This is a genomic window from Spirosoma pomorum, from assembly GCF_054776615.1.
In genome coordinates this window covers 191,370-213,501 of sequence record NZ_BAAHBP010000021.1, presented here as the reverse complement: position 1 = coordinate 213,501, position 22,132 = coordinate 191,370, and the positions used below count along the sequence as shown (strand labels likewise).

16 protein-coding genes are annotated in these 22,132 nt (G+C 53.7%); 8 read left to right on the top strand and 8 right to left on the bottom strand.

Annotated features, from left to right (window positions below; all coding sequences use genetic code 11):
• The first annotated feature begins 7 nt into the window (after window positions 1-7).
• The 4 genes from ACYVAD_RS12475 (at window position 8) to ACYVAD_RS12460 (ending at window position 8,168) form a co-directional block, all read left to right on the top strand.
• Window positions 8-937 carry a dihydrodipicolinate synthase family protein gene (locus ACYVAD_RS12475; protein WP_461139825.1) on the top strand — a complete coding sequence of 310 codons (930 nt, stop codon included), beginning with the start codon at window positions 8-10 and terminating at the stop codon, window positions 935-937.
• Window positions 938-1,321: 384 nt separating this feature from the next.
• Window positions 1,322-4,369 carry a SusC/RagA family TonB-linked outer membrane protein gene (locus ACYVAD_RS12470; RefSeq protein ID WP_461139824.1) on the top strand — a complete coding sequence of 1,016 codons (3,048 nt, stop codon included), beginning with the start codon at window positions 1,322-1,324 and terminating at the stop codon, window positions 4,367-4,369.
• Window positions 4,370-4,415: 46 nt separating this feature from the next.
• Window positions 4,416-6,068: a RagB/SusD family nutrient uptake outer membrane protein gene (locus tag ACYVAD_RS12465; RefSeq protein ID WP_461139823.1), complete on the top strand. Its 1,653-nt coding sequence runs from the start codon at window positions 4,416-4,418 to the stop codon at window positions 6,066-6,068.
• Between the two features lie 78 nt (window positions 6,069-6,146).
• Entirely contained in the window at window positions 6,147-8,168 is a 2,022-nt protein-coding gene (locus tag ACYVAD_RS12460) for an SUMF1/EgtB/PvdO family nonheme iron enzyme (RefSeq protein ID WP_461139822.1), read from the top strand.
• Window positions 8,169-8,285: 117 nt separating this feature from the next.
• Here the strand turns inward: ACYVAD_RS12460 and ACYVAD_RS12455 are convergent, their stop codons facing one another.
• From ACYVAD_RS12455 to ACYVAD_RS12440, 4 genes are all read right to left on the bottom strand, one after another.
• Window positions 8,286-10,124, bottom strand: coding sequence for a CocE/NonD family hydrolase (locus ACYVAD_RS12455; RefSeq protein ID WP_461139821.1), 1,839 nt, complete (start codon window positions 10,122-10,124; stop codon window positions 8,286-8,288).
• A gap of 167 nt (window positions 10,125-10,291) precedes the next feature.
• Window positions 10,292-12,493, bottom strand: a complete 2,202-nt coding sequence (locus ACYVAD_RS12450) for a transglycosylase domain-containing protein (RefSeq protein WP_461139820.1) — start codon at window positions 12,491-12,493, stop codon at window positions 10,292-10,294.
• A gap of 188 nt (window positions 12,494-12,681) precedes the next feature.
• Complete coding sequence (locus ACYVAD_RS12445) at window positions 12,682-13,134, bottom strand: GNAT family N-acetyltransferase (protein WP_461139819.1); 453 nt, start codon at window positions 13,132-13,134, stop codon at window positions 12,682-12,684.
• A gap of 40 nt (window positions 13,135-13,174) precedes the next feature.
• A complete protein-coding gene (locus ACYVAD_RS12440) occupies window positions 13,175-14,203 on the bottom strand; it encodes an RluA family pseudouridine synthase (RefSeq protein ID WP_461139849.1) in 1,029 nt (342 codons plus the stop codon).
• Between the two features lie 56 nt (window positions 14,204-14,259).
• Here ACYVAD_RS12440 and ACYVAD_RS12435 point away from each other — a divergent pair, with 56 nt between their 5' ends.
• Window positions 14,260-15,174, top strand: coding sequence for a 1-aminocyclopropane-1-carboxylate deaminase/D-cysteine desulfhydrase (locus ACYVAD_RS12435; protein ID WP_461139818.1), 915 nt, complete (start codon window positions 14,260-14,262; stop codon window positions 15,172-15,174).
• Window positions 15,175-15,195: 21 nt separating this feature from the next.
• Here ACYVAD_RS12435 and ACYVAD_RS12430 read toward each other — a convergent pair whose 3' ends face one another.
• The 3 genes from ACYVAD_RS12430 to ACYVAD_RS12420 form a co-directional block, all read right to left on the bottom strand.
• Window positions 15,196-17,649: a sensor histidine kinase gene (locus tag ACYVAD_RS12430; protein ID WP_461139817.1), complete on the bottom strand. Its 2,454-nt coding sequence runs from the start codon at window positions 17,647-17,649 to the stop codon at window positions 15,196-15,198.
• A 112-nt stretch (window positions 17,650-17,761) separates the two neighbouring features.
• Window positions 17,762-18,715 carry an L-threonylcarbamoyladenylate synthase gene (locus tag ACYVAD_RS12425; protein WP_461139816.1) on the bottom strand — a complete coding sequence of 318 codons (954 nt, stop codon included), beginning with the start codon at window positions 18,713-18,715 and terminating at the stop codon, window positions 17,762-17,764.
• Window positions 18,716-18,795: 80 nt separating this feature from the next.
• The gene (locus tag ACYVAD_RS12420; protein WP_461139815.1) at window positions 18,796-19,263 is read right to left on the bottom strand and encodes an FKBP-type peptidyl-prolyl cis-trans isomerase; all 468 of its coding nucleotides are present in this window, start codon (window positions 19,261-19,263) and stop codon (window positions 18,796-18,798) included.
• A gap of 191 nt (window positions 19,264-19,454) precedes the next feature.
• On the opposite strand from ACYVAD_RS12420, the gene ACYVAD_RS12415 reads away from it, so the two are divergent.
• The 3 genes from ACYVAD_RS12415 to ACYVAD_RS12405 all read left to right on the top strand — a co-directional run bounded on the left by ACYVAD_RS12415 (window position 19,455) and on the right by ACYVAD_RS12405 (window position 21,286).
• Complete coding sequence (locus ACYVAD_RS12415; protein WP_255433020.1) at window positions 19,455-19,580, top strand: hypothetical protein; 126 nt, start codon at window positions 19,455-19,457, stop codon at window positions 19,578-19,580.
• Window positions 19,581-19,689: 109 nt separating this feature from the next.
• The gene (locus tag ACYVAD_RS12410; protein ID WP_461139814.1) at window positions 19,690-19,935 is read left to right on the top strand and encodes a hypothetical protein; all 246 of its coding nucleotides are present in this window, start codon (window positions 19,690-19,692) and stop codon (window positions 19,933-19,935) included.
• Window positions 19,936-20,053: 118 nt separating this feature from the next.
• On the top strand, window positions 20,054-21,286 hold the full coding sequence (locus tag ACYVAD_RS12405) for a L,D-transpeptidase family protein (protein WP_461139813.1): 1,233 nt from the start codon (window positions 20,054-20,056) through the stop codon (window positions 21,284-21,286).
• A gap of 49 nt (window positions 21,287-21,335) precedes the next feature.
• Here ACYVAD_RS12405 and ACYVAD_RS12400 read toward each other — a convergent pair whose 3' ends face one another.
• A complete protein-coding gene (locus ACYVAD_RS12400; RefSeq protein ID WP_461139812.1) occupies window positions 21,336-22,040 on the bottom strand; it encodes a murein L,D-transpeptidase catalytic domain family protein in 705 nt (234 codons plus the stop codon).
• Between the last annotated feature and the right edge of the window lie 92 nt (window positions 22,041-22,132).

Sequence of the window (22,132 nt, the reverse complement as noted above, 5' to 3'; positions counted from 1 at the left end):
GAATACCATGCAACCATTACCCTACGGTCTCGTACCCGTTATGCTGACGCCTTTTACGGATACCGGGGCAGTCGATTATCAGGTCCTGCATCAGCTTACGGATTTCTATGTGCAGGCAGGGGCCACGGGTTTATTCGCCAACTGCCTGTCCAGCGAGATGTATGAACTGACGGAGGAGGAACGGCTGGCTACAACCCGACAAATCGTTCGGCAGACAGCCGGAATTATGCCAGTCGTGGCAACTGGCACGTTTGGCGGGGCAGTAGATAAACAGGCTGATTTTGTAAAACGTATATATGATACCGGTATTCAGGCCGTCATCGTTATTACCGGTCAGATTGCCTCGCCTGAAGAAAGCGACCAAGTGTTTTTGGATCGCATGAGTACGTTAATGGAGATGACGCCGGGGGTGCCGCTGGGTCTGTACGAATGCCCAGCTCCGTACAAACGGTTGATCAGTGCGGATATACTGGCCCAACTACTGCCAACCGGGCGGCTCATTTACCACAAAGACACCAGCCTGGATGAACAGGAAGTGAAGCGACGTCTGGACGTAGCCAAAGGCTATAATTTTGGTTTATACGACGCCTATATGGTCAATGCGGTTTCGTCGCTACGTGCCGGGGCAACCGGTCTGTCGTGCATTCAGGGAAACATATTTCCAGAACTACTCGTCTGGCTGTGTGATCACGTAAACGAAGAGGATATGCAGGAGGAAGTGGCTCAGGTACAACAATTCCTGGTCGACAGCATGGATCTGGTTCATTCGGCTTACCCGACGATTGCCAAATATGCGCTGCAAAAACGAGGTTTGCCCATTACGCTGTATACCCGTCGTCAGGTTGAACTACTTACAAAAGACCTGCGTACGGAGATGGACAAGCTGTTAAACACGGTGGATCAACTTACTAAATCGTTATACGCGAACGCGCTGTAAATGGGGCAGACAACGATTGACTCTGGAAAGTAGGATCGGACCTGGTCTACTATAAGCCCCAAAGTCAAGCAACTGACGCGATACTCGAACCGGGCCAGCAATTATGATAAATTCGTACAATCAATTGGTAGAATTTGGTAAACATAAAAACGGACTGACCAATTAGCTTTACATAGTATTAGTCAGGTCCTAAAATAAATCAAATTCATTATACTGTGTTAGCCCTTATAGGCGAAAAAAGTCGCTTTCCCGCATAAGCTTCAGTTCTATTCTATTGGCTAGTGTACAAATTTAGTCTCTCCACAAACTGGCTGAAAATGAATCGGTGTGTTCAATTCCCGTTGTCCCGTAACGTCTGTTCCTACTTTAAAATTAAGTACCCGCATGAAAAAACGAATACTCACTTTATTACTTCTCCTGGGCGGGCTATACACTGGCCTGCTACCTGCTGTAGCGTCACCTAGCAGTAGTCACACGTACTCGTCACTGGCCAGGAATTGGTCAGTGGCTGATATCACCATCCAGGGTCGGGTAACCGACAAGGAAAAAGGGGAGGGGGTGCCTGGGGTTAATGTTCTCCTGAAAGGAACCCAGAAGGGAACAACCACCGACGTAAACGGTAATTACTCGATTGCCGTCAATGGGCCGGGCGATGTCCTGGTGTTCAGTTCCGTTGGCTTTGCCGCTCAGGAGGTTACAGTTGGTGACCGGGCTTCGGTCAATGTAATTCTGGAGTCGGATTCGCGTACGTTGGGCGAAGTGGTGGTTGTCGGATATGGCTCGCAGTCCCGGCGAAATGTGACGGGCTCGGTGGCGAAAGTCGACATGAAGCAAACGGAAAATCTGCCGAATACGAACGTAACGCAATCCCTGCGGGGCCGGGTGGCGGGGGTGCAGTTTACCGACAGCGGGCGTCCGGGGCAGAACGGTTCTATCCTGATCCGGGGACCTCGTTCGTTGGGTGGTGGCAACGACCCACTCATCGTGCTGGACGGTATTTTCTTCAACGGGAGTCTGGCGGACATCAATCCGAACGACATCGAATCGATGGAAGTCCTGAAAGATGCCAGCGCTGCGGCAATTTATGGATCACGGGCGGCCAACGGGGTTATCCTGATTACGTCAAAGCGCGGCACAACCCGTAAGCCAACCCTTCGAGTGAATGCTTTCAGCGGCATTTCGGAAATTGGACGCACCGTCAAACTGCTTAGCCCTGAACGGTATCTGCAAAAAACGCTGGACTACCGGGCGCAGAGCGGTCTGGCGGCTGATCCGGCCAACGTAGCCAGCTACCTGACCACGACCGAGGCCGCCAACTACAAAGCGGGGAATACCCTCGATCCCTGGGAAGCGGCTTCGCAACCCGGCCGCATTGGTTCCTATGATTTGAGCTTGTCGGGCCGAAATGACGCGACCAATTACTACCTGTCAGCCGCCTTCACCGACGAAAAAGGCGTGATCTACAACGATAATCAAAAGCGGATAACCGTTCGGGCCAACATTGAGAATCAGGTGACGAATTGGTTGTCAGTGGGTATGAACGCTACGTTCGTCCGGCGTGATCTGTCGGGCCGGGAGGCCGACGTGGCCAGCATTTATTACAGCAGCCCCTACGGTACCTGGAAATACCCAGACGGCGAACCTACGCAGTACAGCGTACCCGAGGAGCAGATTTCGGGTAACCCAATCCGGGCGGCACTGCTGACTAAGAATGAAGAGGTCTACAACAACCTATTCAGTAATTTCTACGGCCTGGTGACCGTACCGTTCGTTAAGGGGCTTTCGTACCGGGTAAATTACTCACCCAACTACCGCTGGAATCATATCTATAACTTTACTCGTCAGGATCGTCGACTGCCTAACAACACGACCAGCGCCAGCAAATACAACCAGGAGAGTTTCGATTGGGTGCTGGAGAACATCGTTACTTACAACAAGCAGATCAACCAGAATCATGGCTTTGACGTAACGCTGCTTTACGGACGTAATCACCAGCAGTCGGAGTCGACAACGGCCAACGCCAACCAGTTGAGTTCGGACGCCCTTGGTTGGAACAGCCTGACGCTGGGCGGAACGCAGACAACAACGTCGGCGGCTTCGCAAATTGATGGGATATCCTCAATGGCCCGGCTCAACTACCGGTTCAAAGATCGTTACCTGCTGACCCTGACGGCCCGCCGTGATGCCAGCTCGGTGTTCGCGGCCAACAACAAATACGCTACGTTCCCCTCGGCGGCCCTGGCTTGGATTGTGTCGGACGAATCATTCATGCGCAAAGCCTCATTCGTTGATCTGCTAAAATTCCGACTTTCGTACGGGGCCGTTGGGAATCAGGCCATTCAGCCGTACCAGTCGCTTAGCCTGTCCGGTATTACGCAGTACGTATACGGTGATGGTGGCGCAACGTCGGTTGGGATTTTCCCCGCGTCGATGGCCAATTCAAACCTGAAATGGGAAACTACGTATACGACTAATGCCGCCCTCGATTTCAGTCTGTTTAAAGGACGGCTGGGTGGAACGATCGAAGTGTACAATAGCGACACGAAAAACCTGATCGTGCAGCGGTCTTTGCCGAGTCTGACTGGTTATACCAGCGTCCTGACGAACCTGGGAGCGACCAACAACCGGGGGATTGAGCTGACGTTCAATACGGTCAACCTGCGCCGAAAGAACTTCGAGTGGAGTAGCAACATCGTCCTGTCGGCCAACAAGAACAAGATTGTTCACTTGTACCAGTCTGACACGAACGGCGACGGGAAAGAAGATGATGACTTAGCCAACCGCTGGTTTATTGGTCAACCGGTTACCGTTTATTATGACTACGTGTTCGACGGCATTTACCAGCAGGGCGACCAGATCCCCAGCGGAGCGCAACCCGGTTTCGTTCGTCTGAAAGATTTGAATGGCGACGGGAAGCTGGACGCGACCAATGATCGGACGATCATTGGGCAGGGCGGGCAACCTAAGGTGCGTTGGGGCGTAACGAACAACTTCACCTACGGCAATCTGTCGCTTTCTGTCTTCGTGAACGCCATGCAGGGCTGGATATCCGATTTTATCCTGCTTGATCCGAACTCGACTCGTAGTGAGAACTCGCCGGGCCGGGCACTGAACCAGATCGACGCGGGCTGGTGGACAGCCGATAACAAGTCGAACACCCGGCCATCGCTGGTGTATACCAACCCACAGGGGCACAACTATTACGTAAGCCGGAATTTTGTCCGCATTCAGGATGTGTCGCTGGCGTATAACTTCCCCTCTAAGTTAGTCAGTAAGGTCCGTGCCACGAATTTACGGCTGTTCCTGAGCGCCAAAAACCTGTACACTTTTACCGACTGGCCGGGTACCGATCCGGAAAGCGGTGGCACGACGAAATCGTCTTTTTACCCCATGCCCCGGTCCTACACGTTGGGCCTGAACCTGGGTTTCTAGTCCGTAACTTCTTGACTACACAATCATTTTAGGGAATCGAATCACGATGCTATTCCAACCAACAAATTCAGTCAGTCGATCAATCGGTAAGCTGGTCAGCTTATGCGCCCTGGTCCTGCTGTCCGGCTCCTGCAAAGACCAGATTCTGGACGAAGTCCCCTTGTCGTCGCTCAGCTCGGATGTTGTTCTCAGTTCGAAAGCCGGTTTTGACAATTACATTACGGCACTCCACCAGTCCGCCCGCGATGAACTGTCGCAGGAGGATCTGGGCAGTTTCTACGACATGCAGATCGGCACCGACATTGCCACAACGGGTCAGGAACAAACGGTAAATTTTCGGAACTACACCACATTCCTGACGCCCTCTGCGTCGGCCGCCAGTAGTTTCTGGAACTGGGGCTATACCAAAATGATCCTGCGGGCGAATACGATTATTGAGTATGCCAACAAGCCCGAGTTGAAAGGCGTTTTTGCCAGCGATGCCGAACGGAATGCTATCATTGCCGAGGCCCGCTTCTTCCGGGGATACACGTATAACCTGCTGGCAAATCTCTACGGGGGCGTTCCAATCGTTGATGTTACGTACCAAAGTCCCAAAACTGACTTTGTCCGGGCGAGCCGGAAAGAAGTGTACGAGTTTGCCAAAACTGACCTGGAGTTCGCGACGCAATACCTACCCGTTACGGTAGCAAAAACGAGCGAAGGCCGGATTGTCAAAGGGGCTGCCGATCACCTGCTAACGGAAGTGTATATCAATCTGGGCGAGTACGATAAAGCCATCGAAAGTGCAACCCGCCTGATTAGTTCGGGGACGTACCAGCTGATGACCAGTCGGTTCGGTGCCCGGAAAGACCAGCCGGGCGATGTATACGCCGATTTGTTTGCGGAAGGCAATCAGAACCGGAGTAGCGGTAACCTAGAATCGATTTACGTCTGGCAATACGAAAACCTGACGCCGGGCGGAGCGGGTACAAACAATGGGAACAATACCATCCGGGGCTGGGTGCCGTTTCTGCCCAACCTGAAAGATCCATCGGGCGGAACGGGCATGGTTGTCTCCGACAGCCTGGGCCGGGGCGTTGCCTACAGTCGCCCCACGACGTTTTTCCTGTACAATCTCTGGAAAGACAACTGGGATAATGACATTCGGAACTCGATTTACAATATCCGGCGCAAATTCTACTACAACAACCCGTCGTCTACGTATTTTGGCAAACAGGTGGAGAAGCGGACGGCCAACGAGGACACCATGCGAAACGTTTACCCGTACCTGCGTAAACTGGAGGGAAAACCCTTCAATGGCTCAAACACATCGGGCCGGACCGGCAAAGATTTCATTGTCTACCGACTTGCCGAAACATATCTGCTCCGGGCGGAAGCCTATGTACGTAAAAATAACCCGACGGCTGCGGCTGCGGATATTAACGTCGTGCGTAACCGGGCCAAAGCCAAACCTGTGTCGGTGGGTGACGTAACGATCGATTACATTCTGGACGAGCGGGGCCGTGAGCTAATCACGGAAGAACCCCGCCGTCGGACGCTGAGCCGTATGGGTAAACTGGTGGAGCGCACCCGCAAGTATCAGACGCGGTCCGATGTACGGAGTACGATTCAGGACTACCACGAACTGTATCCGATCCCCCAATCGGCGATCGATGCCAATTTTAGCGCCAAGCTGACGCAGAATCCAGGCTATTAATCCGTTCATTTGTCATTTAAAAAAGAGGAACGCTGACTGACTCATCATTGGGCCAGTCAGCGTTGATTTTTACGCTCTATGAAAGCAAAAGTAGGTGTATTCCTGCTGCTCCAGTGTTCGTTCGTGACGGCCTGGGCGCAGGAAACAAATTCTCTCGGCATGAAGCTGGTGTCCGTCGCGCCGGGTAAGTTTTACATGGGTTCCGAGCGAGAAGGTAAGGACGCCGACGAAAGCCCGGTGCACCGGGTTAGCCTGGCAAAAGGCTTTCAGATGTCGGCCACTGAAGTAACCAACGCTCAGTACGAAGCCTTTGATCCAACGCACAAGCAACTCCGGGGGAAGAATGGCTTCTCAACGCAGGACGACGAAGCGGTCGTTTTCGTATCGTACCAACAGGCCACTGCCTTCTGCGACTGGCTGTCCAAAAAAGAAGGAAAACCGTATCGACTGCCTACCGAAGCGGAATGGGAATACGCCTGCCGGGCCGGCACGATTTCCGATTTCTCGACGGGTAATTCGCTGCCCAAAGACTACCAGAAAAACCAGGTGACCAACCGTAATACGGCGGTGGTCTCACTAAAAGTAGGCCAGACTCCTTCTAATCAGTGGGGACTGCACGATATGCACGGCAACGTCGAGGAGTGGTGTCTGGACTGGTACGGTCCTTATGTACCCGGCCCGCAGCAGGATCCCGTTGGCCGGTCTTCCGGTCTGTACCGGGTAAGCCGGGGCGGGAGCTTCGGAACGCCGGTTACATTTCTACGGTCGGCCAACCGGGCGGCAATGATTCCGGAAGACAAAAACTGGCTGGTTGGCTTCCGCGTCGTTCAGGCTGCCATGCCCGCCACTAAGCCCTTGCCGCCAGTTACTACACCCAACTATGCCGGGCCGGTTTCGCAACAGAACTACGCGTGGAAACCGGTAGATGCCACAAAACCCGTCTTTCGGGAGCCGCAACGATACGTCAACAAGCCCGACTGTGCCCGTCAGGTGCCGTTTTATAGCCACAATCACCAGCCTGCCATCACCTGGTGCCCCAACGGTGATTTGTTAACCATCTGGTTCTCGACCGACGAAGAGAGTGGTCGCGAGATGACCGTGTTATCCAGCCGACGCCGGGCCGGGGCTGTGCAGTGGGATGAGCCCAGCGAGTTCTTCAAAGTACCGGATCGGAACATGACAGGCGCATCCCTGCTGCACGACGGAAAAGGAACGCTTTTTCACATGAACGGGGTTGAAACGGATGGCGACTGGCAGGATCTGGCGATGGTGTTACGTACCAGTCGGGATAATGGAGCAAGCTGGTCGGCCCCGCGTCTGGTCAACCCTGAACACGCGAAGCGAAACCAGGTGATCGCAGGCATGAGCCAGACCAAAGAAGGGTGGCTTATCCAGCCCGCCGACGCCGATGCGGGTCCTTCGGGCGGTACGGCCATTCACGTCAGTAGAGACAAAGGCAACACCTGGACAAACCCGTACCAGGGTAAAGAAACCCCCAACTTTGGCGCGGGTGAAACGGGTGGGCTGATCGCCGGAATTCACGCGGGTGTGGTACAACTCAACAACGGGAATCTGCTGGCCTTCGGCCGCAAAAACGATATCCCGGCCGCCGACAGCTCGGGCCCGCGCATGCCGATGAGCGTATCGACGGACATGGGCAAAACCTGGACGTATTCGGCATCACCGTTTCCGCCGGTCTGGAGTGGGCAGCGGCTGGTGCTTACCCGACTGAATGAAGGACCGCTGCTGCTGGTTTCCTTTACGCACCACCCTGATGAACGCAGCGACAAACTGGCCGGTATGCCGTTCAAAACAGCGGACGGGAAGAGCTACAAAGGCTACGGTATGTATGCTGCCGTGTCGTTTGATGAGGGGAAAACCTGGCCCTTTGTCAAGCTACTGACGGACGGCAAGGAACGCTACCTGAACGGGGGAGCCTGGACCGGAGCGTTTGAAATGGATCAGACCCACGCCGAACCCAAGGGGTATCTAGCCGCGACGCAAACGCCCGACAATATGATTCATTTGCTCAGTAGCAGTCTGCACTACCAGTTTAATCTGGCCTGGTTGAAACAGCTACCAGCAGGGCCTCCCCGCTAACATGACGAAAGAAGTAAACTGATTAGTAGAGTCTCGTTGCACTCATAGCAGAAGCCCCGTTTCAGCTTCCAGGAAGCTGAAACGGGGCTTTTCTGTTGGAGAAAATCTCATCAGGCGCTACTTGCTCACGGGGAGAATGATCCGACTGGCGGCCGCCGGGTTGTGGTGCACCTGAATCGTTGATTTCTGGAAGTCGCTGGCCTTCGCGTGGTAAATATCCACGTAAGTCTGCGGGTTGCGATCCACCAGCGGGAACCAGCTGCTTTGTACCTGCACCATAACCCGGTGCCCCTTTTTGAACGTATGCGCCACGTCGGGGAGAGTGTATTTTACCTCCGTTACCTTGTTGGGAACGAACGGCTCCGGCTTCTCGAAGCTGTTGCGGAAACGCCCCCGGAACACCTCGCCCCGGACCAGCATCTCGTAGCCATTGACAACGTATTTGTCCGTTGGGCTGTACTGAAAATCATCTGGAAACACATCGATGAGCTTGACGATAAAGTCAGCGTCAGTACCGGTCATGCTCACCATCAGATCGGCCACGAGCGGCCCCGCCAGCGTCAGGTCTTCGGTTAGTAGTTCGGTCTGGAAGGTCAGAACGTCGGGGCGGGTGGCCGCAAACCGCTGGTCGTCGGTCATGTACTCGCGGGTGCGGTTAGGTTTGATGCCTTCGGCGTACGGAACGGGTTTGGCCGGGTCGCTGACGTATTCGGTGAAAGCGCCTGCTGTGTTGGGCTCTTTAAAACTTAACCCGCCCTGGGGCTGCAGGTACATAGCCTGTTCGGTAATGGCAGCCGGTGGCCACTGCTCGAACTGCTTCCAGTTGTTCTCGCCGGTGAAGAAGACGGTGGCTTCCTTAATGTTGTCGATGTTACCCTTGCCTTTGAGGTGGTAATTGAAGAACGGGACCTCTATTTTTTCGGCGTAGTATGCACTGGTTGGACTACCGAACTGGACATTCCCCAGCGACGAGCCATCGCTGCCGCGCCCGGCCCACTGGCCATGAAACCAGGGCCCCATGATGATGCGGTTGTTGTTCTTGGCTTTCTTTTCAATAGCCTGATACGTCGTCCAGGCTCCAAAGCAGTCTTCGGCGTCGAACGTACCACCCACTACCAGCGTAGCAATGTTCGGCGAGATCGCCCCGACGAAGTTCCGGACGTTGCGGGCTTTCCACCAATCGTCGTAGTTGGGGTGCTGCATCATTTCATTCCAAAACTTAACACTGTCGCCCGCGAACTTGGTCAGGTTCGGGATGGGACCACTACGCAGAAAAAACTCGTAGCTGTCCTGCGTCGGTACGCTGAATCCTTTGGGACCAACTGAAGTGGGTTTGGGATGTGGGAAGCCAAAGCCCCGGCGCAGGTAAAAATTAAAGGCGTCCATGGCCATGAACGCGCCGTTATGGTGAAAGTCGTCGCCGAGGAACCAGTCTGTTACGGGAGCCTGCGGGCTCACGGCTTTCAGCGCCGGGTGGTTGCTCAGTGCCGCCATGGTCGAGTAGAAGCCGGGGTACGAGATCCCGAACACGCCTACTTTTTGGTTATTGTTCGGTAGATTTTTTACCAGCCAGTCGATAGTATCATACGTGTCGCTGGCTTCGTCGATGTCAGACTTTCCTTTTTTGTTGGTGTTGTACGGGCGTACGTCCACAAAATCGCCCTCGCTCATCCAGCGGCCCCGCACGTCCTGCACCACCATGATGTACCCTTCTTTCAGGTATTCTTTGTAGTGATTACTCCAGAAAGGACGGTACGCTTTGGCACCGTAAGGGGCACAGGAATAAGGCGTCCGACTAATCAGAATGGGGTGTTTCTCCGATTTGTCGTTGGGAAGGTAGATGGAGGTGAACAGGCGGGTGCCGTCCCGCATCGCGATGTATTGTTCCTGCTTGGTGTAGTTATTCTTGAACCAGGTTGAGTCAGGAACCTGAGCTTGTGCGACTACTGATAGCATGATCAGTAAACAACAATAAATATGCTTCATGACGTACGAATCGTTTGTTTTAGGTTGTATATCTCACGAAATAAAGAATTTATTCGGGGTAAAGCGAAACCCGAGCTGTATCTGTCCGTTTTGGACAGGATAGAGCTCGGGTTTTGAGAGTAAGGCGGTGGAGCTTATCAGCTGCCGTTCTGTTCACGAAGCCGTTCGGCCTCCCGCTCCTGACGTTTCCGTTCCCGGCGTTCCTGACGGAGCTGGCGCCGGGTTTTCACCGTATCGGCGGGGGCTGCTTCGTTACTGGTTGGAGAATCGGGTTGTGCTGTTGGCTGGTTAGGTGCATTCTGTTGCGTCTCTGACCGATTAAACAGCCGCCGGAAGAAATTACCAAACGTATTTTCGTCGACATTATCGACGGGATCGACCTGCGTGCTGTCGCCCTGGAACAACGTATCAATAGGAGCTACCTGACGGCGTAAACCTTCGCGCAACTGAACGCCATAGAAGCCATAAGCGCCCGAATCGGGTGCCGTAAGGCCACGGCGGGCCATGATTCGGCCAATGAGCCGGAAGTATCCCCGAACGTTACGTGTCTGCAAATGCCCATCGGGTACGAACCAGTTCAGCGCTGCTTTGGGACGGGGGACCACAAAGGCCAGAAAAATGCTTTCCCCCAGATTCAGATCGGCGGGCCTTTTGGCAAAATAATACCGGGCTGCTTCGCCGATTCCGTAGATGTTTTTGCCCCACTCAATGATATTGAGGTACACCTCATACATCCGCTCTTTGGGCACGATGTGCTCATTCTCGATCAGCCACACGATCAGAATCTCTTCGACTTTGCGGGACAGCGTTTTGTTCCGGCTCAGGAAAGCATTCTTGACCAGCTGCATCGAAATCGTACTGGCGCCCCGTTTGAAGGATTTTTCCTTGAAGTTGGTCGCGATCGATACCCGAAACGCTTTCTCGTTGAAACCCTTGTGCGTGAAGAAGTTATAATCTTCGGAGGTGAGCAGCGCGTTACGTAGATCGGGTGAGATCTGGTTGAGTGGCGTATAGTCCGGATTTTCGGGGCCAACGATGATTGGCCGAACCGGTTCCCCTTTTTCGTAAGGCGTGTAGACGAACGGGCGGTTGATCGAACTGAAGTCAGTAGCGCCCATGCGTAGAATCCGGAAGCCGTCGGAGGTGAGGCCCGAATCAAACTTTACCGAATCGGGCAGCGAAGCATCCAATTGAAAGGCCAGGTCGTACTTAAGCTTGCCCGTTACCTGCATACCTTCCAGTGACTCGAATAGGCCCTGCGGGAATGAGTTGAACAGCGCCTGCGCGTCCAGCGGACCGGTATGCAGCTGCAACTCATAAATTTTGTTGGGCGAGAGGGTATACTTCACGAAGGGCCGCGCACTGACTTGGCCCAGCGTCAGCGTCGAAGAACTGTCAATACCGACGTAATTCTCTCCTACGAACAGGTTCGCATCCATCGACGCCTTCGGAACTAAGACATCCGTGCGGGCAATGGCGGGGTGATTGATGCGCAGGTTACGGACCGAACCAACGCCTTCCATCCGGAACTCGCCCCGCGCCCGGTCAACGTCGCGCAACTCAGCCCGCAGCGTATCGACCTGGAGTTTTAGGTTGAATTTCTTCTGAATGTAGGGCAGTTCGAGAGGTTTAGGGCGACCCTTCTGACCTTCGGCGTAGAGCGCCAGATTATACTCCCGATCGGCGGGGTCGGCGGTACCCGTTACGTGCCAGATGGCTTGACGACCGTTCAGCAGAATAGTCGAATTAACGGCTTCGTCATCGATGGTGGCCGTTTGCGTAAATAGGCTGATGGTGTCCTTGTTATCCATGCCCCGGAACTCCAGATTCTGCACGTTCAGATCGTCCGGAATTTTCGACAGGATGTTCTCGATCAGATTTTCGGCCACATCCGCGAGATCGGCGCGCCGTTTTTTCTGGGTGTTGGTCGAATCCCGTTTGCGAAGCAGAAAATCGATGTTCGTCAGCGAGTCGCGTTTTACGATCTGTACCAGACCATTGTTGACGGTCAGACCGGACAGCGCCACGTTACCAACTAGGAGCGGCCAGAAGCGAACGCTGACTTCCGCCTGCTGAATCCGGGCCAGGCTATCCCGATCATCCGGCACAACGGAGATGTTAGAGAAAGCCAGTGAACTGAAACCCGTGAACCGGGCGGAGTCGATTTTTACGTTGAGGGAGTAGTCCCGCTTGGCTTTGCGGACGGCCCGGTCGATAGCGGTACGCAGTAGGGCTTCACGCTTGGAGTAAGCCACACCCGCGCCAATACCGGTGAGGATAAAGAGACTCAGAAATACCCACCCCGCAATGCGGAGGGCTTTACGTTGACGATACGTCATGCTTGATCACAATTCGGAAGGGCAAAGATAGAGAAAAAGGGGGGAGGAAAGGAGGAAGGAGAAGAGGGAGGAAGGGAAAAAGGGGAGGTGGGAAGGAGGAGAGGGATGTTCAGTAGCCAGGTGTCCTGTTGATGAAGCACACGCTCCGCTCGTTCCTTCCTTCCTTCCTCCCCCTCCTCCTTTCCACCTCAAAAATCTAAATGACAGTTCGTCCAGCCGTTGTCGAAGCGGGTGCCGAACTGCTGGTAGAAACCGATGGCGGGCTGGTTCCAATCCAGAACCTGCCACATCATGCCGGTGCAGTTGGTTTCGTGGGCCATATCGATGGTGGCGTCCAACAGAAGTTTGCCGATGCCGTACCCCCGAAAGTCCTCCGTAACGATGATGTCTTCCAGGTACAGGCGTTTGCCTTTCCAGGTCGAGTAGCGGAAGTAGTAGAGCGCAATGCCGACAATCTTCTGGGTGTCGGAGTTCTCCGCCACGAGCAGGCCAAACAGCGGGTTAGGACCAAAGCCGTCTTCGGCCATCTGCTCAGCCGAGTTGGATACCTGATCCGCGGCTTTTTCGTAAACGGCCAGTTCAGTAACCAGGTCGAACGCCTGCGGTATGTCGGCACGGGTGCCGGGACGAATAGAAATCATGAGTAGTGAGGGGTTGGGCGTGGTGAATCTACAAAAAAACTTAAACGGTAACGAAACTCCGCCATTTCGTCAGCACCGCCTGTATGTCGTCGGGAAGGGGCGAATCGAACTGAAGCCACTCGCGGGTGCGGGGATGAACGAACCCCAGTGACTTGGCGTGCAGCGCCTGCCGGGGCATCAACTTGAACGCGTTCTCGACAAAGGCTTTGTAACTGCCAACGGGGTTACCGCGTAAGACACGGTCCCCGCCGTACATAGCGTCGTTGAACAGCGGATGCTTAATGTGCTTCAGGTGCGCCCGGATCTGATGGGTCCGGCCGGTCTCCAGATTACATTGGATCAGCGAGACGTAACGCAGGTTTTCCAGCGTTTTATAGTGCGTAACGGCCCATTTTCCTTTGCTCTCATCGTCGTAGATAGTCTGAACCTTCCGGTCTTTCACACTACGACCAATGTAACCGGTGATAGTGCCACTCTCTGGATCGGGTTGTCCCCAGACCAGCGCATTATACGTCCGCTCAATGCTGTGGTCGAAAAACTGCCGCGCCAGGTGCGTCATGGCGTATTCGGTCTTGGCAATGACCATCAGACCTGATGTGTCTTTGTCGATCCGGTGCACCAGCCCCGGCCGAATTTCGCCGTTGCGTGAGGTGGGCAGGTTCTGAAAGTGATACACCAGCGCGTTGACCAGCGTACCGTCCCAGTTGCCGTGGGCAGGGTGCACGACCATGCCCGCGGGTTTGTTCAGTACCAGCAGTTCATCATCCTCGAAAACAATGTTCAGCGGAATATTCTCTGGTTTGATGTCCGTGTCGCGGGGCGGATGGGGGAGCGATACGGTAATGATATCCAGCGGTTTAATCTTGTAGCTGGCCTTGGTGGGTTTGTCGTTTACCCGCACCGACTCCACGTCGATGGCGGCCTGGATTTTAGTCCGGGTCGCGTTCTGTAGCCGGTCCATCAGGAACCGGTCGACACGTAATAAACTCTGTCCCTTGTCCACCACAATACGGTGGTGTTCGTATAATTCGTCTTCGTCTTCCGAAATTTCGTCGCGCTCGTCTGTCACAATTAGGCTGGATTGACGCAGATTTAGTGCGTCAATGAAAAGACGAAGATACACAGATGACCGATATTACCCAGCAGCTCGCTCACCTGGCCCAGGATTCTCCCCTGCAATTGTTGTCCGATCCCTTTCCGAAATTGGTACCGATTCGGTTTTATATAAAGCGGGATGATCTGCTCCATCCGCTGGTGTCGGGCAACAAATGGCGTAAGCTCAAACACAATCTGATCGCTGCTCGTGAGCAGGACTTCGGTACGTTGCTGACCTTCGGAGGGGCTTTTTCCAATCACCTCTACGCCACTGCTGCGGCCGGGCGGGTCTTTGGTTTTCGAACGGTTGGCGTGGTCCGGGGAGACGAATTAGCTGATCGACCACGTAATCCAACGTTGGCGTTCTGCGAAGCGGCTGGTATGCAGTTGCACTTTGTGAGTCGGAATGCGTATGGCCAAAAAGATGATCCCGCGTTTATTGCTGACTTACAGCATCGTTTCGGCCCTTGTTACGTCGTACCCGAAGGAGGAACTAACGAATTAGCCGTGCAGGGAACGGCCGAAATTATTCCCGAACTAATTCAGCAACTGGGTAAGGCGCCAGATTACGTATGCTGTGCCGTCGGGACGGGAGGCACTGTACTGGGTCTGATGCAGTCAGCGCCGGAGCCGACGACCGTGCTGGGCTTTCTGGCCTTGAAAGCCCCCGACTTCGCGCTTCCCGGTCAACCATCCGACGCTGCTCGTTTCCAACTAATGACAGACTACCATTTCGGTGGATACGCCCGGACGACACCCGCGCTGCTGGACTTCATCCGGACGTTTGAGAAAAGAAATAGTATCCGGCTAGAACAGGTTTATACGGGCAAACTGCTCTTCGGAATCTATGATCTCGCCCGGCAGGGGTATTTCCCCGATGGGGCTACAGTCGTTGCCGTGCACACCGGCGGGTTGCAGGGACGTAGCAGCCTGCTGGATACGTAACACGAAGGCAAAAAAGAACGGTCAGGCAGGAAAATAAACGCTGAACGTAGCACCCTGCCCCGGCTGGCTGTTGGCGCTGATGGCACCACCGTGGTTGTCGACCACCTTCTGGACAATCGCTAATCCAATCCCCGTACCCGCGTACTGGTTGCGGCCATGCAATCGCTGAAAAACTTCAAAGATTCGGTCCAGGTATTTCTCGTCGAAACCAATACCCGTATCGGATACGGTAATGTGGTGGTATTGATTCGCTGGGAATGCCGGGTTGACCTTGGGAGGCAAGTCGGACGCATGAACCAAGTCGGCGCGGATTGATACCTGATGAGGAGCTTTTTTGTTTAACTCTCTGAATTTGATAGCATTGGAAATCAGGTTTTGGAAAAGCTGACTCAACTGGGGTACGTCACCCCAAATTGTTGGCATTGGGCCAACATCAATGATCGTTCCGGATTCCTGGACGACCAGTTCCAGATCAAGCAGCACTTCGTTTAGTACTTTGTCCAGCGAAACGTTGGTAAACTGACTCCGTTGGGTTGTAATGCGTGAGAACGCCAGCAAATCCCGGATGAGCGTCGACATCCGGCTGGCAGCTCCCTGCATACGCTCCAGCATCGCTACGCCGTCGCCTAGCTGGCCTGCGTAGGTCTGGCGCAGAATATCACCAAACGACTGGATCTTACGCAACGGTTCCTGCAAGTCGTGGCTGGCTACGTAAGCGAAGCGCTGTAAATTTTCGTTGGATCGTTTCAGATCATGATTGGCTGTTTCCAGCTCGCGGGTCCGTTCGGCAACGCGTTCTTCCAGTTCGGTCGAAAACGCTTTCTGGTCATGAATATCCGTACAGGTACCGAACCAGCGAACAATATGCCCCGCTTCGTCGCGCATCGGAAGCGCCCGCCCCAATAGCCAGCGATACTGGCCATCGTAGCGTAGCATGCGGTATTCAATTTCGTACGGGTTACCGGTGCGTAGCGATTCGTCCCAGACGCGATTGGTACGCTCGACGTCGTCGGGATGAAGCGCATTGGCCCACTTCTCGTTAAACGACTCCTGTGGAGTCAGGCCCGTAAAGTCGTACCAGCGCTGATTAAAGAAATCGTGCCGGCCGTCGGGCTGCGTCGCCCAGACGATCTGTGGCATAAAATCCGTAACGAACGTAAACTGGCGAATGCTGTCGGTTAGTTCGGCGTTAATGTCGATCAGGGCCTGCTGCGTCGCCCGCTCGGCCCGCAGGTCATGGAGATTAACCCCGATGGATACGGGGTTGCCCGTTACGGAGTCATTAATTTGAATAAACTCGGCGTGGCAGGGAATCTGCTCACCGCTGCTCAGATGCCGGACCGAGAAAGTACCTGTCCAGCGACCGGACAATAACAAATCAGGTTTGATACGTTCGGCGAAAAAGCGTAACTGCGTCGGTGTATATAGACTATCGGGGGGTAGGCTGGCTAGGCGGTCGTCGGCTGAAATGCCAATGAGTTCGCGGCCGGCTGCGTTGAGGTAGGTAAGCTGACCATCCATAGCGGTCACGGCCACATAATCGTGGCTGCTTTCGACCAGATTGACCAACGTTCGTTGCTCTTCTCGCAGGTAGGTCTCGTTAGTAATGTCCTGTAGGGTACCCGTAAACCGTATCGGCTCCCGTTGCTGATTGAAGTAGACTTTTCCTTTGGCGCGTACGATGCGTTCGGTACGTTCCCGCGACGTAACTAACGAGTAGGTTGCGTCATAATAGCCATCGGAGTCTGGTTGCAGGCTGTCAGTAACCGTCTGAGCTACCCGATCCCTGTCTTTTTCGGTGATGGCCTCCAACGCCTTAGCGAGTTCCACCTCGCCCTGAACGGGTAAGTTGAACCAGGTTCGCATCTGATCGTTGCCGGATATTTTGCCCGTAAGAAGGTCCAGGTCCCAAATGCCCAGACCCGCCGATTCGATTGCAAACAGCAATTGTTCCGCTGGAACGCGGGTTCCTACGTCCTGCTTGCCGGTCGTTTCCTGCCCGATGCACAAAACTCCCGCTACCTGATCGGTTCCGTCGGGAACTGCGCTGTACGAAAAGCGCCAATGGGTTATCTCATTACGTCCATTCCGGTATACCGGAATGGGCTGATCAATCTGCTGAACAGGCTGACCCGTGGCCCGAACCTGTCGTAAAACATCGAGCAGTTCGATTCGATTCGTTGACGAGGAAGGGGAGTGGCTGACGGGCCGCCCAAGCGAGTCAGGCTCGTGCGTGGGCAAATTGATTGTTGTCCGGTATGCGTCGTTATAAAACTGAATGAACTCAGATCCCCAGAAAAGTAAGGCGGGATAGGGAGAGGCCAGGAGCATGGCTAATGCCGTCCGCAGGCTGGCAGGCCATTGGTCTGGCTGACCAACAGGTGTTTCTGTCCAGTTAAACGAGCGGATACGCGTCTGCATCGTGCCGTCACCAGCAGGAAATAAATGGTCGGGAGGCACTATATGGTTACTCATGACTAAAAATTGATCCAGCACGTACACCGGCTATGTCGCTCGAAAGACAGTAGCCGACAAGTCAGAACTGTATAGGCAAAACCGAAAAGTCGGCTCGATGTTGTTCGATACCTCATTCGGCGACTGCCGCTCGTCGTAACCGGTCGTTGATCGCGTGGCCTAATCCCTCGCCTGGTAGCAGCTCGGCGTAGATATGATCAACCGCCAGTTGATCCAGTTCGCGCAGATAGGCAAACAGGTTTTTTGCGGCTTCGTTAAGATTACCCGTGGGGGAGAGCGTACGCTGGTTATCGTCGGCGATCCCTCCGAACAACTCCCGAAAAACGAGCGCCCCACTGCGGGGAGCAGGCGTGGGCGTCGTACCGGGCTGGACCAGGTAAACGGGTTTGCGCGGGGCGTAGTGGCTGCTAAGCATGCCGGGGGCCTTGGGATTGGAGGTCGAATGACTACGTAACGCTACCGGTCCCACCACCTGTTCAATGGCTTCCTGCGACAAGCCCCCCAGGCGATAAATAGTAGGTATGTCCTCCTCAAAGCCAACAATTGTCGATTCGAGGCCAACGTTGGCCGGACCTCCGTCCAAAATGTACGGAATCTGATCGCCCAGCTGATCGGCTACGTGCTGGGCCGTAGTCGGGCTGATATAACCGAACGGATTGGCGCTGGGGGCCGCCAGCGGAAAATCCAGACTTTGCAGCAGAGACCGGGTAAGTGGATGGTTGGGGATACGAACGGCTACGGTGGGCAGCCCCGACGTAACCAGATCGGAAATAATAGGCTGACGGGGCAATAACAGGGTCAGCGGGCCGGGCCAGAAAGTAGCCGCCAGTTTCTGGGCGGCTTCGGGTAACTCCGTAACGAACCGGGTCACCTTGTCCAGCGAATCCGTATGAACGATAAGCGGATCGAAAGCGGGGCGATTTTTGACCCGAAAAATTGTCAAAACTGCATCGGGGTCAAGGGCATTGGCTGCCAGCCCATACACGGTTTCCGTTGGAATGCCAACTACCTTTCCTGCTTCCAGCAGCGCCTTCGCCGTCTGCTGGTCTGTACCTATCTGTGCCATAATAAATCGTGGGCAAAGATACGCCGAAAACACAAACAGCCCGGCTATCGGGGCCGGGCTGCAAATTCGTCTACGTAGGATCAGTGATGACCACCGGGACCGTGAACGTGGCCGTGGGAGAGTTCGTCCGAACTGGCATCCCGCACGTCAATAACCTCTACGTCGAAATGCAGATTCTGATCAGCCAGTGGGTGATTCCCATCGACCGTTACGGTATCCGGACCAACGTTCGTTACCGTAACGACCTGGCCATCATTTGCCTGAAACTGCATGCCCACCTGAATGTCGGCCTGACCGAATGCGTTACGAGGTACTTCGCCAACCAGCCGATCGTCGCGCCGACCGTAGCCTTTTTCGGGCGTTACGTCAATTTTGAAGACATCCCCTTTGGTGCGACCTTCCAGTCCTTCTTCCATACCGGGAATCAGGTTGTTCGCTCCGTGTAAGTAGTAGAGTGGGTCGCTGCCTTGGCTGGAGTCCAGCACGTTGCCCTGACTGTCGCGTAGGGTATAATGGATGGCCGCTACTTTGTCTTTGGTAATGTTCATGGGAATGGCGACGGACGCCGGTTTGTTTAATAGAAGACATAACACCGGTTTTGCCGAATTGGCTTCCTTTTGCCAAAAATTTATTAAAAATGGCTAAATCAGCCTGCCAGTACCGGGGGGAAGCAGTTGATAAGGCAGGGTTACGGTGGTGGGTACGTGGTGGCTAACCGGAAATTTCTATCTTTGACTGTATGAACGACCGCTTTAAACTGTGGCTGAAACGCGTAGGCTGGGCCGGCTTTTTCTTTTTTCTAATCAAAGGATTACTCTGGTTATTGATTCCGTACCTGATTGCCAAGGGTGTCTTTTCTAAATAAAAAAAGAGATTTTCCCGGTGGCATTTTACGTGGGAATACCCTGAACAATCCGATAAGTGACTGGTTTATGCATTGATATCGGATTCATAGTCAACAAAACCGCAGCGTTATGGAAGATCAAGAAAAAGAAGACATCATCCGGGCCAAGCAGGCCATTTCGCCCAGTGGGCTGGGTGATCAATCGGTAGAAGGTACCAGCGGTCCCGGTAGCGAGATTGACCCCGAGCCACTACCCGCTGACGAACTAGAAGACGAATACATGGATGGGGATAAAATCGGAGAAAATGTGCACGAACTGCACCACAACCGGAACATCCACAAACCTGATAACACGACGGGCCCAGCCTATAGTTAACAACAGAGTACTACGAAAAAACAGCTGCCCCCATAGTCCTGCTATGGGGGCGTTTTTGTGGGTTCTGTAACCAACCCGAGTACTTGTATGTTTATGAAGTAAGTATTACTCAATGAAAATGGAAACGAACGAACGAAAGAATGTCTGGTACGTGCTGGGCGCCGTAGTAGGACTAGTTGTCCTGTTTTTTGTGGGACGCCAGGTTAGCAACTGGTGGGATTCAAAACAGGAAAGCAGGCAGCAGAAAGCGGCCTATCAGCAGACGCTGGCAACGTTGCGGCAGGCCTGTCATTACGCTGACTCGGTAGGGATTGATACGAGTCGGTACGCGGCCGTTACCGGTGAAGAAGTAAAACAACTGACGGGCCGACTGGCCAATCTGATGCTAGAGCTTCAGTACGGTAAAAAATCGTCGCAGTTGGCGTTCGACGGGCTCAAAAAGAACGAGAAAGTGGATACCAATGCCGTACAGACAGCCGCCGAACGCGAAATGGAAAATGGTTCTTTTTCGGTTGCGTCGCTGCAGGGGGCCAGTCGCTTGACGCCCTACAATCAGCTCGTGAGTGAGTACAACCGGCTACGCCAGCGTCCCCAGACACCCGCCTTGAACGATTCATTACGGCTGGTTCGCCAAACGCTTAATTTCTACCGTTACATCAACCGGTTCGATCTGGAAAAATTCGTGGTCGTCAACATTCCGGCTGCTGAACTGAACGTGTTTGATCAAACCGGCAAACGGTTGCTGCCCATGCGGGTCATTGCGGGGCGGGCTGATAAACAAACTCCGCTGATGGCTACGTACATCACGGGAATCATTGCTTATCCGTACTGGAACGTACCAAAGAGTATCGCTCTGAACGAGATGCTACCCAAAATGCAGCGCGACCTGTCCTTTATTTATAACCAGAACCTGCAAGTGCTGGATGAAAAAGACAAAGAGGTCGATCCCGAAGAAATTGACTGGCAGAGTTTGTCGGAAACGAATTTTCCGTACCGCATCCGGCAAGCCTCGGGTTGCGATAACTCATTGGGACTGCTGAAGTTTGATCTGGCTAATCCATTGGCGATCTATCTGCACGATACCAACAGTCGGGATTTATTTACGGCGACAAGCGATCACTGGCGGAGTCACGGCTGCGTACGGGTGCAGAAACCCGTCGAACTAGCGAACCTGGTACTGGGCAAGCAGGTGTTTGACGCCAGCTTTATGAACAAATGCCTGATCGATCAGAAGCCAAAGCCGCTGGCTATTCCCAAGCAAGTGCCCGTATTTATTACGTATAACATCGCTGACGTAGATGCGACTGGTAAGCTGCATTTCTACAAGGATGTGTACGCGATGAACAAATAAAAAAGGGAGGTCGTGATTCGACCTCCCTTTTTTATACGATGAAGAATGATCAACCGATGCTGTCCAGAAAGGTAGAACGCTTTTGGTATTCATTGTCTGGTGAGTAAATGAACAGGCAGGTGCCGCCTTTTACCGCCTGAATAATGCCTTTCGAATCTGCATAGGGAACAGCCGGGCAACCCTGACTACGGCCCAGACGACCCGTCTTTTTGATAAAGTCTTCACAGGCGTAATCGGCCCCGTGTAGAACGATGTTCCGGTTGTATACATTGTCGTTGAATCCCTTTTCCAGGCCCTGTAGCTGCAACGACAAACCGTGTTTGCCCATGTAGGTACTGAGCGTTTTGTAGAAACCAAGGCTGGTCTGGAATGACGACTGAACGTTAGAAAACTTGTTCGCTACCAGATCACCGGAGTTACGACCGTGCGATACGTACGTATTGAACAGCAATTTCTTCTGCAATAAATCAACGACATACAGTCGTTTCTTGTTGGATGGCTGGCTTAAGTCGACGATGGACAGAACCGGTTTGCTGGTGTTCATTTTCTCCCAGCCACGTAACGCATAGGCAAAAACATCTTTGTTCAGGCCCAGATGACTTAGATTAAGCTGGTCATAGACCGAAAGATAAGCGTCATGTTTCGTAACGGGAGCTGCTGAAAGTAAAGTAGTGGAAGGGGAGGCAGATGTTACGTCGGGAGAGGTACTGGCAAAGTTCAACGAGGCAATAAGCACTAAAAACACTTTCTTCATACGAGCAGGCTGAATAATAGCAGTGTGATTGTTATGAGAGAAGTACCCTATTAAAACACAATCAAGGCTGTTTTAATTCGGTTGAAGGTACT